General features: G+C 63.1%; 12 protein-coding genes. 2 read left to right on the plus strand and 10 right to left on the minus strand.

Features of this window, described 5'->3' with window-relative positions; genetic code table 11:
* Nucleotides 1-103 precede the first annotated feature (103 nt).
* The 4 genes from LAN70_04070 to LAN70_04085 all read right to left on the minus strand — a co-directional run bounded on the left by LAN70_04070 (nt 104) and on the right by LAN70_04085 (nt 5,937).
* On the minus strand, nt 104-637 hold the full coding sequence (locus LAN70_04070) for a DUF3341 domain-containing protein (GenBank protein ID MBZ5510325.1): 534 nt from the start codon (nt 635-637) through the stop codon (nt 104-106).
* The gene (gene nrfD, locus LAN70_04075; protein ID MBZ5510326.1) at nt 634-2,025 is read right to left on the minus strand and encodes a polysulfide reductase NrfD; all 1,392 of its coding nucleotides are present in this window, start codon (nt 2,023-2,025) and stop codon (nt 634-636) included. Before nrfD ends, LAN70_04070 begins: the two co-directional genes overlap by 4 nt.
* Nucleotides 2,025-5,144 carry a TAT-variant-translocated molybdopterin oxidoreductase gene (locus tag LAN70_04080; protein MBZ5510327.1) on the minus strand — a complete coding sequence of 1,040 codons (3,120 nt, stop codon included), beginning with the start codon at nt 5,142-5,144 and terminating at the stop codon, nt 2,025-2,027. The genes nrfD and LAN70_04080 overlap by 1 nt, the downstream gene beginning before the upstream one ends.
* Nucleotides 5,145-5,238: 94 nt before the next feature.
* Entirely contained in the window at nt 5,239-5,937 is a 699-nt protein-coding gene (locus LAN70_04085) for a cytochrome c family protein (protein MBZ5510328.1), read from the minus strand.
* Between the two features lie 542 nt (nt 5,938-6,479).
* Between LAN70_04085 and LAN70_04090 the strand changes: the two genes are divergently transcribed.
* On the plus strand, nt 6,480-6,710 hold the full coding sequence (locus LAN70_04090; protein ID MBZ5510329.1) for a hypothetical protein: 231 nt from the start codon (nt 6,480-6,482) through the stop codon (nt 6,708-6,710).
* 15 nt (nt 6,711-6,725) lie between these two features.
* Here the strand turns inward: LAN70_04090 and LAN70_04095 are convergent, their stop codons facing one another.
* The 6 genes from LAN70_04095 to LAN70_04120 form a co-directional block, all read right to left on the minus strand.
* Nucleotides 6,726-8,168: an aldehyde dehydrogenase family protein gene (locus LAN70_04095; GenBank protein ID MBZ5510330.1), complete on the minus strand. Its 1,443-nt coding sequence runs from the start codon at nt 8,166-8,168 to the stop codon at nt 6,726-6,728.
* 58 nt (nt 8,169-8,226) lie between these two features.
* Nucleotides 8,227-9,471, minus strand: a complete 1,245-nt coding sequence (tyrS, locus tag LAN70_04100) for a tyrosine--tRNA ligase (protein MBZ5510331.1) — start codon at nt 9,469-9,471, stop codon at nt 8,227-8,229.
* A gap of 127 nt (nt 9,472-9,598) precedes the next feature.
* Nucleotides 9,599-10,033, minus strand: a complete 435-nt coding sequence (dut, locus tag LAN70_04105; GenBank protein ID MBZ5510332.1) for a dUTP diphosphatase — start codon at nt 10,031-10,033, stop codon at nt 9,599-9,601.
* A 276-nt stretch (nt 10,034-10,309) separates the two neighbouring features.
* A complete protein-coding gene (gene purN, locus LAN70_04110) occupies nt 10,310-10,933 on the minus strand; it encodes a phosphoribosylglycinamide formyltransferase (protein ID MBZ5510333.1) in 624 nt (207 codons plus the stop codon).
* Nucleotides 10,934-11,065: 132 nt separating this feature from the next.
* A complete protein-coding gene (gene purM, locus LAN70_04115; GenBank protein ID MBZ5510334.1) occupies nt 11,066-12,118 on the minus strand; it encodes a phosphoribosylformylglycinamidine cyclo-ligase in 1,053 nt (350 codons plus the stop codon).
* A 146-nt stretch (nt 12,119-12,264) separates the two neighbouring features.
* Nucleotides 12,265-12,417, minus strand: a complete 153-nt coding sequence (locus LAN70_04120; protein MBZ5510335.1) for a hypothetical protein — start codon at nt 12,415-12,417, stop codon at nt 12,265-12,267.
* 374 nt (nt 12,418-12,791) lie between these two features.
* Here LAN70_04120 and LAN70_04125 point away from each other — a divergent pair, with 374 nt between their 5' ends.
* Nucleotides 12,792-15,524 (plus strand): bifunctional acetate--CoA ligase family protein/GNAT family N-acetyltransferase, encoded by a 2,733-nt coding sequence (locus LAN70_04125; protein ID MBZ5510336.1) that lies wholly within the window; start codon nt 12,792-12,794, stop codon nt 15,522-15,524.
* Nucleotides 15,525-15,581 lie beyond the last annotated feature (57 nt).

Raw genomic sequence — 15,581 nt, forward strand, 5'->3', positions numbered from 1 at the left:
CGATAGCCGATCACCGACCACCGATAACCGAAAACCGAGAACGCAATTCACCATTTCGGCGGCAGAGCCTGCATAAAGCCAATTTCGGAACTCGGCAGCGGCGTTAATGCGGCACCTCCGTGATGGTCCGCGGTTCCAAGCTCGCCAGGAACGTATAGGTCGCTTCACGATCGAATTTCGGGTCCACCGCCTCGATGCAAAGGAAGAACTTGTCGCGTGAGGCCAAGCTGAAACTGGGCACGTTGAAGAGCGGGTGATACGGCATGGGCAGGCCATTCATGGCCAGCATGCCGAAAGCCGCTGCCAGCCCGCCGAACAGGATGGTCATCTCGAAGCACACGACGATGAACGCCGGCCAGGAGTGCAGCGGCCGGCCTCCGACGTTCACCGGATAAGCGATCACGTTTATCCAGTACTGCATGGCATAGGCCGTCGCCAGCCCGAGAATTCCGCCGACCAGGCAGATCAGCGCCACGTTGTCGTGATGAAAGCCGACGGCCTCGCTCAGCCCCTCCACCGGGAACGGGCTGTAGGCGTCCATCTTGCGGTAGCCTTGCTGGTGCGCCTTGCGCGCCGCCGCCACGATCTCCGCCGGCGTATCGAACTCCGCCACTAACCCATAGATCGGCGTTCTCATGATTCCGACTCCAGCGGCGCCTTCGCCTCGGACCGGGGCAGCAGCGTCTTCATTTCCGCGATGGAAATCATCGGCATCACGCGGATGAACAGCAGGAAGCAGAGCGAGAAGAACCCGATCGTCCCGATGAAGGTCGCCCAGTCCCACCGCGTGGGCACGTAGATGCCCCACGACGACGGGAGGTAGTCCTGCGTCAGGCTGACGATCACGATCACGAACCGCTCCAGCCACATCGCCACCAGCACGACCAGCGACACCAACCACAGCAGCTTCGGCGTAAACCTCACCTTCTTGGTCCACAGCACGTTCACAAAGCCGACGTTGATCGCGATCAGCGCCCAGTACGCTGCTCGGTACGGACCGTGCATGCGGTTCCACATCAGGTGCTTGTCATAGAAGTTCCCGCCGTACCAGGCCATGAACGTTTCCATGACGTAGCCGTAGGCCACGATCAGGCCGGTGGCCAGCATGATCTTGGCGCAGTTGTCCAAGTGCCGGTCGGTAATCATGTCTTGCAGGTTGTAGACGGCGCGGATCGGGATGGCCAGGATGAGCACCATGGCGAAACCGGAATAGATGGCGCCCGCAACGAAGTACGGTGGGAAGATAGTGCTGTACCACCCAGGCACGATGGCGATGGTGAAATCGAAGCTGACCACGGTGTGCACCGAGAGCACCAGCGGCGTGGCCAGTCCGGCCAGCAGCAGGTATGCCGTCTCGTAGCGATGCCAATGCCGCGCCGATCCGCGCCAGCCCAGCGCCAGCATGGCATAGATCATGCGCGCCGCCCGGTTCTGCGCCCGGTCGCGCAGGGTCGCCAAATCCGGAACTAGGCCGATATACCAGAACACCAGTGAGATGGTGAAATAGGTGGAGACCGCGAACACATCCCAGACCAGCGGGCTGCGGAACTGCGGCCACGTGGTCATCGTGTTGGGATACGGAAACAGCCAGTAAAACAGCCACGGGCGTCCCAGGTGGAGCAGCGGGAACAGGCCCGCCTGCATCACTGCAAAAATCGTCATCGCCTCGGCGAAGCGGTTGATGGAATTGCGCCACGACTGCCGCAACAGCAGAAGGATGGCGGAGATCAGCGTTCCCGCGTGGCCGATTCCCACCCACCACACGAAGTTGACGATCGCCAGTCCCCAGGCGACGGGGTGATTGATGCCCCAGATCCCAACCCCCTGGTACATCAGGAAGCCGATGGCGTAAAACAGCACTGCCGAAAGCAGCCCAGCCAGGCCCACGCCCAGAAACCACCCCAGCGGCGTCTGCTTGGTCAGCACGATGGCGCTGATCTTGTCGGTGATGGTGGCGAAGGTGTGCCCCGGCTCCAGCACCGGCGGCTGGACCGCCATCGCCGCGGTTGGATCTTTGCTTTCCATCAGAAGTGCTGCTCCGGCTGCTGCTGCTTCGCTAGGTCCGGCATCTCCGGATTGGGGTTCAACACTGCGGCCAAATACGTCGTCCGCGGCCGCGTGTTCAGTTCCTCCAGCACGCCATAGTTGCGGGGATTCTCCTTCAACCGGCGCACTGAGCTGTTGGGGTCATTGATGTCGCCGAAGATGATGGCGTTAGCCGGGCAGACCTGCTGGCATGCAGTCAGGATCTCCTGATCGCGTACCCGCCGGTCTTGTTCTTCCGCCGCGATGCGGCCTTTGGTGATCCGCTGCACGCAATACGTGCACTTTTCCATCACGCCGCGGCTGCGCACCGTGACCTCGGGATTGCGCACCATCTTGGTCTGCGGCGTGTTCCAGTCCTGGAACAGCAGGAAGTTGAATCGCCGCACCTTCCACGGGCAGTTATTCTGGCAGTAGCGCGTGCCGACGCAGCGGTTGTAGACCATGTCGTTCAGGCCCTCGCTGCTGTGCACCGTCGCGCCGACCGGGCAGACGATTTCGCACGGCGCATCCTCGCACTGCATGCACGGAAGCGGCTCGAAGTACATCCGCGGGTTTGCCGGGTCGCCCTCGTAATAGCCGTCCACCCGCAGCCAGTGCATCTTGCGCCCGCGGAGGGTCTGGTTCTTGCCAACCACGGGAATGTTGTTCTCGGCCTGGCACGCGATGATGCACGCGTTGCATCCCACGCAGGAATTCAGGTCGATTTCCATTCCCCAGGCGTACTCGTTGTACTGGTAATCCGGGTACAGCGTGTCAGCGCGAGGCGGCGCAACATTGTTTTCGTGCGCGAAATTCGGGTTCTCCTTGTAGGTCTCCAGAGGCGCTGAGCGCACGATGTTGCGCCCCTCCAGCGCCTGATACCCCTGCAGCGACGCCACCTTGTACGTCGCCCCCGTCTTGCTGATCTTGGCTCCGCTGCCGAAGTTGGCCGTATCCAAGCACCGCACCTTGTAAGCGTTGAATCCATGGTCGTTGCCGGTACGCCCGGCGCGCGTGCGGCCGTAACCGAAGAATGCGGTCAGACAGCCGTCCGGTTGGCCGGGCTGCGGCCACAGCGGCGCCTCCACCTCTTTGCCGCGGAAGCTCAGCTTGACCACCGTCGTATCCTGACCTTCCTTCACCCCAAGCTTCTTCGCGTCCGCCGGGCTGATGTACACCACGTTGTCCCAGGTCAGCTTGGTGACCGGCTTTTCCAGTTCCTGCAGCCATCCATTGTTGGCGAATCGCCCGTCGTAGATGGTGGGATCGTGGCGGAAGATCAACTCGAACTCGTCCGGGTGGCCCACCCTTGTCGCTCCCTGGTTTGGAGCGACAGGGTGGGGATTTTCCATGGGCACACTCCGCAGCGTTACCTTCAGGTTTTTCGGCTTGAGTTCCGTGCCTTCCATGAAGCCGTCGTGCACCGCGCGCCGCCAGAATCCTTCGAAGTCAGCGCCCGTGTATTGCGACTTCCAGTACCCGCGGACTAGATCGTATGCCGATATATCCGGCTGGCCGTCGAACACCGCCAGCACCTCGTGCGCACTCCGCCCGCCGTACAGCGGCGCGATCAGCGGCTGCACGATGCTCACCATCCCGTTGATGGCGCGGGTGTCGCTCCAGTCTTCCAGGAAGTGCGCCGCGTTGACGTGCCAGTGCGCGTACACCGAAGTCTCGTTCTGGTAAATACCGTGATGGATGCGCAGCGGCACCTTGCCCATGGCCGAGGTGATGTCCAGGTCTGCCGGCGCATCGAAGACAGGGTTGCCGCCCAGGATCAGCAGCATCTGCACCTTGCCGGCGTTCATGTCGCCGACCAATTCCTTGACCGACTCGGCGTGGCTCACCGGGCCTTCCACCACCGCATCGGTATAGATCACGGTCGAGCCCGGCGCGCCCAGCGCTTCATTCATGGCGTGCGCCAGCGCGTGCACCACCGGCGGCTGGTATTCGCCCGGAATGATCACCGCCTTCCCGCGGTGCTTCTGCAGATCTTTCGCCAGCGCATCCAGCCACCCGTTGTGCTCCGGATGAACCTGGGGTCCGAAAGACTCGCCGAATCTGTTCGTCTGGGCAGTTGTTGCGTTCAAGCCCAGGCGCGAAGCCAGTGCCCGCGCGTATGGCTCCAGCTCCGAAGCCCGCACCGGCAGCCGGTGGTCCGCCTTGAATCCCGAAACCGAGGGCGTGCATTCAATGGCGTAGGTCCGGTTCATGCCCGCCGGATTGTCTGGGTTGCGCCGCTTCGCCCACTGGCGCGTGTGCATGGTGAATCCGGGAAAGCCGGCCATCAGGAAGTCGGCGTCGAGGGAGACCACGACGTCGGCGTTCTCCAGCAGGTAGCGCGTTTCCACCGGCTGCCCGAAGGCCATCTGCGCACCGCCGCGCGCGCCGTCGCGGTTCACCGGCTCCCACTGGTGCCACTTCATCTGCGGAAAATTCTTTTGCAGAGTCCGGATCTGCGCCAGCAGCGTCGGTGACGATACGGCCTGCGTCAGCAGGCGGAATCCCGCACCGCCCGCCGCCTTCTGCGCCGCCATGGGGCCCTGTACTGCGCCCACGAACGCCGGCCACGGCCGGACCTCGCCGCCATAGGTGCAGGTCTGCGACCGGTCAGGATCGTACAGATCGAGCAGCGCGCCCTGGGCGTACAGATCGGTGGCGCCTTGGCTCGCCGGATGTTCGGGATTTCCTTCCAACTTCGTCGGACGTCCCTCGTGGCTGCGCGCCAGCAGCGGCAGCGAGTACCCGCCGAGGTCCATGGCTGTGGCGTAGAACAGCGGGCGTCCGGGAATGATCTCCTCCGGCTGGCGGACGTAGGGCACAATGCTTTCCACCGGCAGCTTGGTGCAGCCGCTCAGCCCGGCCAGCGCCAGCGATGCGCTCATCAGCTTCAGGAAATTCCGGCGCGATCCGTCGCCGCCAACCCATTCGCTCGCCTGGCGCGGGAATTCGCGCTGCAGCAACTCGTCGAATCCCTTGCTGCCGGCCAGCTCTTCCAGGCAGCGCCAGTATTGCGGACCCTTCGCCGCCTCCAGTTTGGCGCGCACCTCTTCCAATCCGAGGCGCTTCTCGCCCGCGGCCTGAATCTGTACCAGCTCGTCTTGTCTTTCTTCTCCCATCCGCTTTTCGATTCGTTCCCAGTTACTAGCTACGAACCACCATGTACTCGACTCGCTCTTGCCATCGACCAACGACCATCGACCAACGACGCCTCTACCGATGACACGTATTGCAACTCGTAATGTCGGCCGCGCTGCGCAGCCGGTACTTCTTCACCAGGTGCGTCCCCAGTGAAATTTGGTCTGTGAACCTCTTCCCATCCATCTCCATAGGCGTGCGCTCGCTGGGCTGCTGGTAACGCATGTTGAAAACCTCCGCCCGCGGCCGCAGGAATTTTTCCGGCGCGCGGTGGCAGTTCAGGCACCACTCCATTTGCAGCGAATACTCCGCCGCCATCAGCGGCATGCGGTCCACCCGCCCGTGGCAGGATTCGCAGCCCACGCCCTTGTTGATGTGAATGCTGTGATCGAAGTACACGAAGTCGGGCAGTTCGTTAGCGCGCTCCCACACCAGCGACTTCCCCGAGCGGAAGCTCTCGCGCACCGGCGCCAGCATCTCCGCGTTCGTCCAGATCTGCGCGTGGCAGTTCATACAGGTCTTGGTCGGCGGGATCCCGGCGAAGCTGGAGACCTCCACCGAGGTGTGGCAGTAGCGGCAGTCGATGCCCAGGCCGCCGACGTGATGCTGGTGGCTGAAGGGCACCGGCTGGGTGCGCGCCACGCCGGCCCAGCTCGCGTAAGGCGAGCGCTGCAACTGTTCGGCGGCGAAGAAGAACACCGCCACGCCAATCACGGCGAGCGCGATCGACAACCACGAAATGGTGTTGGTGCTGCGGTGGAATACCTGGGGCATCTAATTGCCCGTCCCTCGCCTTGCTGGGCCGCGGGTTGACGACACCATGTAGCGTGACTCACGTCACGAAATCGTGTGATTGCAACAAAGCGATCCGCGAGCCTTCGCCGCCGCGCAATCGCCCCATGCCCGGAGTAGAAGCGTTGCGTGGCCAATGTTGCCGCCCCGCAAACGCCCTTGGTGCACCTTTAGGAGAGCCGCTGTCCCTATTGCCGCTACTCAAACCGACACTGCGAATGAAAAAAAGACCGGGTACTTCGATTACCGATTAACCGCCGATGCGCCGTGCGCATCGTACGGTTGTATTGACCCAGATGTTCCAAGACGCTCTCGCGCACCAAAATAATTTCATCTGCCATCCCCACGCACCGAATCTGATCCGGGCAGCGGCGTCCCTGAAGGGGGCCGCGGAGAGCGGGATTCAGCCAAAATTGTTGTCAAAGCGGTAAAGAACTAGGCGGGGCAGGTCGGACCAGTAACCAATTTCCGACTTACTTGTCATGCATCGTATCCGGCTGGTAGGATCACCAGCGAGCGAAATTATGGACACCAAACAAATCCTCACCCAACTGCATGCTGAACGTAACCGCATTGACCGCGCGATCGCTGCCATCGAAGCGATTCACTCGAATGGCGTCGCGCGGTCCGCATCCGCCGGGCCCCACAAGCGCCGGCGCCGCCGCATGTCGGCCGCCGGCCGTAAGCGCCTCTCGGAACTGATGAAGAAGCGCTGGGCGTCCGGAAAGATGAAGGGCAGAACCAAAGCCGCCTAGCGCGCATCAGAGGCGCTACTGCACGTTCATCACGAGCAGCTTTCTTTCTGTCATCTCCTCGATCGCGTACTTCAAGCCCTCGCGGCCGGCGCCGGAGTCTTTCACTCCGCCGTACGGCATCTGGTCCATGCGCCAGGTGGGTATGTCGCCGGCGATCACGCCGCCCACCTGCAGTTCTTCAAAGGCGCGGAAGATCAGGCGCGCATCGCGGGCAAACAGTCCGGCCTGCAGTCCCCAAGGGGAATCGTTGACGCGGCGGAGCGCGTCATTGAAATCGTCGTACGGCTCGACGGTCACCACCGGCGCGAACACTTCGAGACAGTTCACGCGCATGTTGGGCTTGGTTTCGGTGAGCACGGTCGGTGTAACGAATGGCCCGTTGCGATGGCCGCCGCACAGCAGTTTCGCGCCCGCGGCCACAGCCTCGTCGATCCATGCGACGGCGCGCACCGCGTCCGCTTCGCGAATCATCGGCCCGACATCGGTGTTCGGGTCGCGGGGATCGCCGAGCTTTAATTTCGCCGCGCCCTCGACCAGGCGCTCGGTGAACTTCCCCATGGCCTTGCGCTCGACAAAAATTCGCTGCACGGAAATGCAGGTCTGCCCGGCGTAGCCGAAGCCGCCGGCGACGCAACGATCGGCCGCCTGCTTCAGGTCGGCGTCGCCGTGCACGATGCAGCCGGCATTGCCGCCCAGTTCCAGCACGACGCGCTTCTTGCCCGCTTTCTTCCTCAGTTCCCAGCCGACGGCCGAGCTGCCGGTGAAGCTCAGCAGCTTGACGCGCTCGTCGGTGACCAGCGGCGCGGCGTCCTCGTTGCTGAGCGCGAGTACGTTGAGCGCGCCGTCGGGCCAGCCTGCCTGCTGCACCAGTTCGGCGAGCATCAGCGCGCTGAGCGGATCCTGCGGCGGCGGTTTCAGCACCATGGTGCAGCCGCAGGCGATGGCGGGCGCCAGTTTGTGCGCCACCAGGTTGAGCGGAAAATTGAACGGCGTAATGGCCGAGATCGCGCCCAGCGGAAAGCGCTTGACCATCCCCCAGCGTCCGGTGGCGGGGGGCGCGGTGTCCAGCGGCAGGACTTCGCCGGTGATGCGCGTGCTCTCTTCCGCCGCGATCTGGAAGGTCGAAATCGCGCGCTCCACCTCGGCGCGTGCCTGCTTCAGCGGCTTCCCTGCTTCCCGCGCCAGGACGTCGGCGAATTCGATGCGCCGGGCGATGAGGCCGTCGGCAACGGACCGCAGGACGCGCTGGCGCTCGTAAGCGGGGAGGCGGCGCGTGGTCTCGAACGCCTTGACGGCTGCCGCAATCGCCGCTTCGGCGTGCTGGCGCGTGCCGTACACGACGGTGCCGACCACCTCGCCATCATACGGAGCGCGGATTTCGCGGAGCTCTCCCTCGGAGATCCAGCGTCCGTCGAGGAGAAATCCAAAGGTCTTGACTGGGGTGAGTGTGGTGCTCATGGAGGGATTGTAATCCGCCGCCAAACGTGGCGTGGTCATTTCGAGCGCTTCGTCCCTGCTATTGGATGGTGACTTTCTTCAGTAGCCGCCCCACGCGCACCGTGATCTCGCCAGGAACTTTGACCTTCAAAATCGGCTCGGATCTGACCTCGTTATCCACCCGCACAGCGTTCTGCTTGATCTTGCGCAGACCATCACTGACCGAGCTTGCCAGCCCGGCGCGCGCCAGCAACTTATCCAGCCTCACCGCGTCGGCATGATTCCCCCCGGCAGCGACGTCGGCGTACGACACCTTCACGTGCTCTATGTCCTCCGGCGCCTCGTCGCGCTGGAACTGCTTCGCCCAATCCTCTTCCGCGCGTCGAGCCGCTTCCGCGGAATGGAAATCGGCGACGATCTTGCGTGCCAGGTCTTTCTTCAACTGCATCGGGTGCGCGCGCCCGGCAGCCGCATCGGACTTCAGGCGCTCGATCTCCTGCGCGCTCACGTCGGTCAGCAGCTCGTAGTAGCGCCACATCAGCGCGTCGGAGATGGACATCACCTTGCCATACATTTCCAGGGGCGGCTCGGTGATGCCGATGTAATTGCCGTACGACTTCGACATCTTCTGCACACCGTCGAGGCCCTCCAGCAGCGGCGTGGTCAACACCACCTGCGACGGCTGTCCATGGGAGCGCTGCAGCTCGCGTCCCACCAGCAGATTGAATTTCTGGTCGGTGCCGCCCAACTCCACATCCGCCTCCAGCGCCACCGAGTCGTATCCCTGCGCCAGCGGGTACAGCAGTTCATGCAGCGCGATCGGCTTTTCTTCCTGGAAGCGCTTATGGAAGTCCTCGCGCTCCAGCATCTGCGACACCGTGTATTTCGCCGCCAGCCGGATCCATCCCTCCGACCCCAGCTTGTCCAGCCACTCGCTGTTGTAGCGAATTTCAATTTTCTTGGGATCCAGGATCTTGTGCGCCTGCGCCAGGTAGGTCTCGGCGTTCTGGTTGATCTCCTCGCGCGACAGCGGCGGACGCGTGACCGAGCGGCCCGTGGGATCGCCGATCATCCCGGTGAAATCGCCGATCAGGAAGATGACCGTGTGCCCCATATCCTGGAAGTGTTTCAGCTTGCGCAGCACAACCGTGTGGCCCAGGTGAAGGTCGGGCGCGGTGGGATCGAGGCCGATCTTTACCCGCAGCGGCTTGCCGGTTTCGTAAGACTTCTTCAGCTTGTCGCGCAGCTCGTCTTCGCGGATGATCTCCGCCGCGCCCTTCTTGATGTAGGCGAGCTGCTCGTCAACGGGTCGGAACGCAGGCATAAGCAAACAAGATTACCGCAAACGACCCAAAGCAACGAAAACTAACCGCGGATTCACGCGGATTTTCGCGGATTGATTTTTCCTTTTTTCTTATCCGCGCTTATCCGCGTTGATCCGTGGTTAATTTCTACTTGCGCCCCGTGGAGCCGAAACCGCCGGCCTTCCGCTTCGACTCCGCCAGCTCTTCCACGACGCGCACTTCTCCGGTCAGCACAGGATAAGGAATCAGGTTGGCGATCTTGTCGCCGGCGTGAATCGTGGCCGGCCCATCGCCCAGATTTTCCATCAGGACCTTGATCTCGCCGCGGTAGCCGGAATCAATCACGCCGCCGGTCAGCACCATGCGCTTGGCAGCCATGGACGACTTGTCGCGCAGCAGCGCCCCCATGGGCCGGCCGTGATCGTCGGTGATCTCGATGGCAATCCCGGTGGAGACGACGCCGTGGTTCCGTCCGGAAACCGTGATCGTTACCGCCGCATAGACGTCGTATCCCAAGTCCTCGCCTGGGTGGGCAACGGTGGGCGCCTTCGCCGTGGGGACCAAGAGCTTCACTTTGAGCATGGGAACAGAATACGATGTCGCGCTTGTGACGCGAACCGCCGCCGCGAAAACGACATGAGTTCAGCCGTCCCTACGGGACTCCGGTGTGTGGCTGCACGGTTCCCGGCGCTGAAGCGCCGGGCTATTGTCATTCGCCCCTTCGGGGCTGGTTTGACGAGCCGGGGACATTCGCCCCTTCGGGGCTGGTTTGACGAGCCGGGGACATTCGCCCCTCCGCGGCTGGTTTCAAATTATCCATTCGCAGTGAGCGAGCGCCGGACATATGCCGCCAAACTACTACGGAACTGGCGCCGCCACCGCCTTCCTCTCCACCACGCGCCGGCCCGCGATCTCGTAATTGCCGCGCAGCACGATGTTGATCGCCTCGGTGTAGGCGAGGTGCTCCTGAACCAGGATCCGCGCCGCCAGCGAGTGATCGTCGTCCGTATCGAGCACCGGCACCGCCCGCTGCACAATGATCGCGCCGTGGTCGAGGTCCTCGTCCACGAAATGCACGGTGCAGCCGGAAACCTTCACGCCGTGCTCGATCGCCTGCTTCTGCGCGTCCAGGCCGGGAAACGAGGGCAGCAGCGACGGATGAATATTCAGAATGCGGTTGGGGAACGCGCGGATGAACAGCGGCGACAACAGCCGCATGTAGCCAGCCATGCAGATGAGGTCAACCTGCTTTTCGTTGAGTGCGGCCACCACGTCGGCGTCGTGTTCCTCGCGCACACGTCCCTTGCTGATGATGACGCGCGCGTCGAGGCCGAGCTGGCGCGCGTGCTCGATGCCCGGCGCCTCCGCGCGGTTGGAAATGACAATCGTAATTTCAGCCAGGATGCGGCCTTGCTTCACCGACTCCGCGATGGCGGCAAAATTAGTCCCGCGTCCGGAAAGTAAAATGCCGAGCTTTTTCATGCGAGGTATTTTGTAGGGATTTGGGTCAAAAATCTACCACCGAAGCACCGAGGTTCACCGAAAAAAGCCTCATCTTGAAAACGAGAAACTCGGTGGGACTCGGTGTCCTCGGTGTCTCGGTGGTGAAAACTCCTAGGTGTACAGCACTTTCCGCTCGCCCTTGACGATTCGTCCGATGGTGTACCCCTTCTCGCCGGCGCGTTCCAGGACGGTCTGCACTTTCTTGAACTTCTTGGGCGGAACCACCAGGATCATCCCGATGCCCATATTGAAAGTGCGCATCATCTCGTCCTGGGGGATGCTCCCGAGCTGTTGCAGGTGCTGGAAGATCGTCTGCACCGGCCAGGAGCCCATCTCGACCACCGCCGCCGTTCCCTTGGGCAGCACGCGCGGCAGGTTTCCGGTGATGCCGCCGCCGGTGATGTGCGCCATCGCCGACACGGCGTCGCCCTCCACCAGCTTCTTCAGCAACGGCCAATAGCTCTTGTGCACCCGCATCAGCTCGTTGCCGACCTTGTTCTTCAGCTCGTTGACATAGGTTTCCGGCGAGTAGTGTGCGATCTCGAACAGCAGCTTGCGCGCCAGCGCGTATCCGTTGGTATGCAGGCCGTTGGACGGCAGGCCGATCAGCACATCACCGACCTGCACGTCCTTTCCGGTCAGAACCTTTTCTTTGTCCACGACTCCGACAATGAACCCCGCCAGGTCATACTCGCCGTGCTCGTAGAAGTCCGGCATCTCCGCGGTTTCGCCGCCGATGAGGGCGCAGCCGTTGTGCTTGCACGCGTCGGCGATGCCGGCCACCACCCGTTCCGCGACCTCCGGGTCCAGCCTGCCGGTGGCGAAGTAATCCATGAAGAACAGCGGCGCGGCGCCCTGCACGGCGATATCGTTGACGCAGTGGTTGACCAGGTCGCTGCCGATGGTGTGGTGCAGGTTCATCTCAAACGCGACCTTCAGCTTCGTCCCGACCCCGTCCACGCTCGCCACCAGCACCGGGTCCTTGTACTTCTTCTTGTCGAGGGCAAACAGTCCCCCGAAGCCGCCGATCTCGCTGAGCACGCTCTTGGTAAATGTTTTATGGGCGAGGTACTTGATGCGCTGCTTGGCGCGGCCGGCGCGCTCCAGGTCAACCCCGGCATCGGCGTAAGTGACAGGCGTGCGGTTAGGACCGTTGTCGGTCAAGGCATTGACGTCCGTAAAGAGGGATTCAGAGCCGGGGTGAAAGCTTCATTCTAGCATTGCACACTGCCGCCGACGCGTGTCGCGGGACCTCGAGAATGCGCTCGGGCCGGGCGCGATGCGGCGTTCCGGCCACGTCAGGCCTCCGCCTACTTCAGCAGATACCCGGAGAAGTGATAGGCCAAGACTCCCAGCAGGCCCAGTGCCGTTGCTACGTATCCCGTATAGATCCAGAAATTCCGATTGCTTTCCGCCTTGGGCGCCGCCGACGGCGGGTTGTTGGGTGAAGTTACCTGCTCCATCCGGCCTCCAACTTCATGAAACTTCCCCGGATATTTCGGGGAACCTCGCTATGAGGCCCTATGACTGCTTGCGATCAATCCGCGCCCGCAACGGGAAGAATGAAGCTCAGGCACCCCGCATGAATGCAACGATCTTACTCCTGTTTCCGCGCTTTCGGCGCCGGAAAACCTCCGTATCGGATGCTTTTTCGAGGGCGGGGGGCGCAAACCTTTCGGCTTGGTACCGGGCACGCAACAAAAAACCCCGCAGCGCGCTACCGCCCGTCACATAGGTTTGTGACCACGCTTGCTCCCTGGCCGCCCTGGAAACGATTACACTTAGGGCCGCACCAACAGGAGATGCCGCCGCGATGGATCACGTGGCCCAAGCCGCTATGAAGACTTCCACCACCGACAAGGCGCACGATGTCCTTCACACCGAGGGCCATCCTCTCGACGCGCTCTTCCATCCCAAGACCGTCGCCGTGATTGGCGCCACCGAGCGTCCCGGCTCCATCGGACGCCGCGTCCTCTGGGCCCTTGTCAGCAGTCCCTTCGGCGGCACCGTGTATCCCGTCAGCAAGGACCGCGCCAGTGTCCTCGGCATCAAGGCCTACCCCAACGTCGCCGCCGTTCCGGAAGCGGTGGACATGGCCGTCATTGCCACTCCGGCCGCCACCGTGCCCGGCATCATTGGTGAATGTGTGCAGGCGGGCGTGAAGACCGCGGTTGTCATCTCCGCCGGCTTCAAGGAGCACGGCGAAGATGGCCTCGAACTCGAGCGCCAGATCGCCGACCGCATCCGCGGCACCCGCCTGCGCGTCGTCGGCCCCAATTGCCTCGGCGTCATGAACCCGCTTACCGGGTTGAATGCCACCTTCTCGCAACAGATCGCGCGCCCCGGCAGTGTTGCGTTCCTCAGCCAGAGCGGCGCCCTCTGCACCGCCATTCTCGACTGGAGCCTGCGCGAATTGGTCGGCTTCAGCGCCTTCGTCTCGGTCGGCTCCATGCTCGACGTCGGATGGGGCGACCTGATTGACTACCTCGGCAACGACACTGGCACCCAGTCCATCCTCATTTACATGGAATCGATCGGCGACGCGCGCACATTTCTCTCCGCCGCGCGCGAGGTCTCGCTCAACAAGCCGATCATCGTGATCAAAGCCGGCCGTACCGAAGCCGCCGCCAAGGCCGCCGCCTCCCATACCGGCGCCATGGTCGGCAGCGACGAAGTTCTGGACGCCGCCTTTCGCCGCAGCGGCGTGCTCCGCGTCCACTCTATCTCTGACATCTTTTACATGTCGGAAGTCCTGGCCAAGCAGCCGCGCCCACGCGGCCCGCGTCTTGTCATCCTGAGCAACGCCGGCGGCCCGGGCGTGCTCGCCGCCGACGGTCTCGCGGCCCAGGGCGGCGAACTCGCCGAGCTTTCCCCCAGCACGCTCGAACAACTCGACAAGATCCTGCCGCCGCACTGGAGCCACGGCAATCCCATTGACATCCTCGGTGACGCCGGACCCGAGCGCTACGGTAAGGCGCTGGAAATCGCGCTCAACGATCCCAACGCCGACGGCATCCTTGTCCTGACCGCGCCCCAGGGCCTGGCCGAGCCGACCAAAATTGCCGAACTGCTGAAGCCCTACGCCACCTCGACCGGAAAGCCGATCCTGGCTTGCTTCATGGGCGGCGCGGAGATCGTCGCGGCCAACGAAATCCTCAACCGCGCCGGCATTCCGACCTTCCAGTTTCCCGACACTGCCACCCGCGCTTTCACCTACATGTGGCGGTGGAGCTACAACCTGCGCGGTCTCTACGAAACTCCCGTCCTGCGCAGCCAGACGGAGCAGGAGCCCGACCGCGCCACCGCCGACCGGCTGATCCAATCCGCGCGCCAGGCCGGCCGCTCGCTGCTCTCCGAAGCCGAATCCAAGCAAATTCTGGCCGCGTATTTCATTCCCACGGTTACTACGCGCGTCGCCGCGACCGCCGACGAAGCCGTCGCGCACGCCGACGCCATCACCTATCCCGTCGTCGTCAAGCTGCACTCGCTTACCCTGACACACAAAACCGATGTCGGCGGGGTTCAGCTCGACCTCAAGGATGCTGCCGCCGTTCGCGCCGCTTTTCAGACCATCGAGAACGCCGTGGGCGCCAAGGCCGGCCGCCAGCATTTCCTGGGCGTCACCGTGCAGCCCATGATCTCGCGCGACGGTTTCGAGCTGATCCTCGGCAGCAGCATTGATCCGCAGTTCGGCCCGGTGCTGCTGTTCGGCCGCGGCGGCCAGTTGGTGGAAATCGAGCAGGACAATGCTCTCGCGCTGCCGCCGCTCAACACCACGCTCGCCCGCCGCATGTTCGAGCAGACCAGGATCTACAAGGCGCTCCAGGGCGTGCGCGGCCTGCCCCCGGTGGACCTGGCGGCGCTGGAAACGCTGATGGTGAATTTCAGCCGCCTGGTCGTCGACCAGCCATGGATCAAGGAGATCGACATTAACCCGCTGCTTGCCTCCGGCGACCGCCTCCTCGCCCTGGACGCGCGCGTCGTCCTCCATCCCGCCGACACCCGCGAAGACCAGCTCCCGCGTCCCGTCGTCCGCCCCTATCCGCAGCAGTACGTCAGCGATTGGACAATGAAAGACGGAATCCAGGTCACCATCCGGCCCATTCGTCCCGAGGATGAGCCGCTGATGATCGACTTTCACGGCCGCCTCTCCGACCGCAGCGTTTACCTGCGCTACTTCCAGCCGCTGAAACTCACGCAGCGCACCGCGCACGAGCGCCTCACGCGGATCTGCTTCATTGATTACGACCGCGAAATGGCGCTGGTCACCGAGTTCAAGCACCCCGACGGTTCCAGCGAAGTCCTTGCCGTCGGCCGCCTCAGCAAGCTGCACGGCACAGAAGGGGCCGAAATCGCCGTCCTGGTTCGCGACGAGTTCCAGCACCGCGGTCTCGGGACCGAAATTGTCAGCCGCCTATTGCAGATCGCCCGGGACGAAAAGCTGAAGTACGTCGCCTCCACCATGCTCGGCGTCAACCGCGAGATGCGCGCCATCTGCAAGCGCCTCAACTTCCAGCTCAGCGTGGACATGGAAGACGACCTGGTCAACGCACGGGCGACGCTGACGTAGTCCGCAGGCCTTCGACTGGACGCGTCGTGTCACCGATGTTCACTGGGCACCGGCCAC

Source organism: Terriglobia bacterium (genome assembly GCA_020072845.1).
Taxonomy (GTDB): Bacteria; Acidobacteriota; Terriglobia; order Terriglobales; family Acidobacteriaceae; genus JAIQGF01.

Bases quoted from the DNA above. Each gene is read 5' to 3' on its own strand.
- LAN70_04070 (MBZ5510325.1), bottom strand. From the start codon at position 637: ATGAGAACGCCGATCTATGGGTTAGTGGCGGAGTTCGATACGCCGGCG.
- nrfD (MBZ5510326.1), bottom strand. From the start codon at position 2,025: ATGGAAAGCAAAGATCCAACCGCGGCGATGGCGGTCCAGCCGCCGGTG.
- LAN70_04080 (MBZ5510327.1), bottom strand. From the start codon at position 5,144: ATGGGAGAAGAAAGACAAGACGAGCTGGTACAGATTCAGGCCGCGGGC.
- LAN70_04085 (MBZ5510328.1), bottom strand. From the start codon at position 5,937: ATGCCCCAGGTATTCCACCGCAGCACCAACACCATTTCGTGGTTGTCG.
- LAN70_04090 (MBZ5510329.1), top strand. From the start codon at position 6,480: ATGGACACCAAACAAATCCTCACCCAACTGCATGCTGAACGTAACCGC.
- LAN70_04095 (MBZ5510330.1), bottom strand. From the start codon at position 8,168: ATGAGCACCACACTCACCCCAGTCAAGACCTTTGGATTTCTCCTCGAC.
- tyrS (MBZ5510331.1), bottom strand. From the start codon at position 9,471: ATGCCTGCGTTCCGACCCGTTGACGAGCAGCTCGCCTACATCAAGAAG.
- dut (MBZ5510332.1), bottom strand. From the start codon at position 10,033: ATGCTCAAAGTGAAGCTCTTGGTCCCCACGGCGAAGGCGCCCACCGTT.
- purN (MBZ5510333.1), bottom strand. From the start codon at position 10,933: ATGAAAAAGCTCGGCATTTTACTTTCCGGACGCGGGACTAATTTTGCC.
- LAN70_04120 (MBZ5510335.1), bottom strand. From the start codon at position 12,417: ATGGAGCAGGTAACTTCACCCAACAACCCGCCGTCGGCGGCGCCCAAG.
- LAN70_04125 (MBZ5510336.1), top strand. From the start codon at position 12,792: ATGAAGACTTCCACCACCGACAAGGCGCACGATGTCCTTCACACCGAG.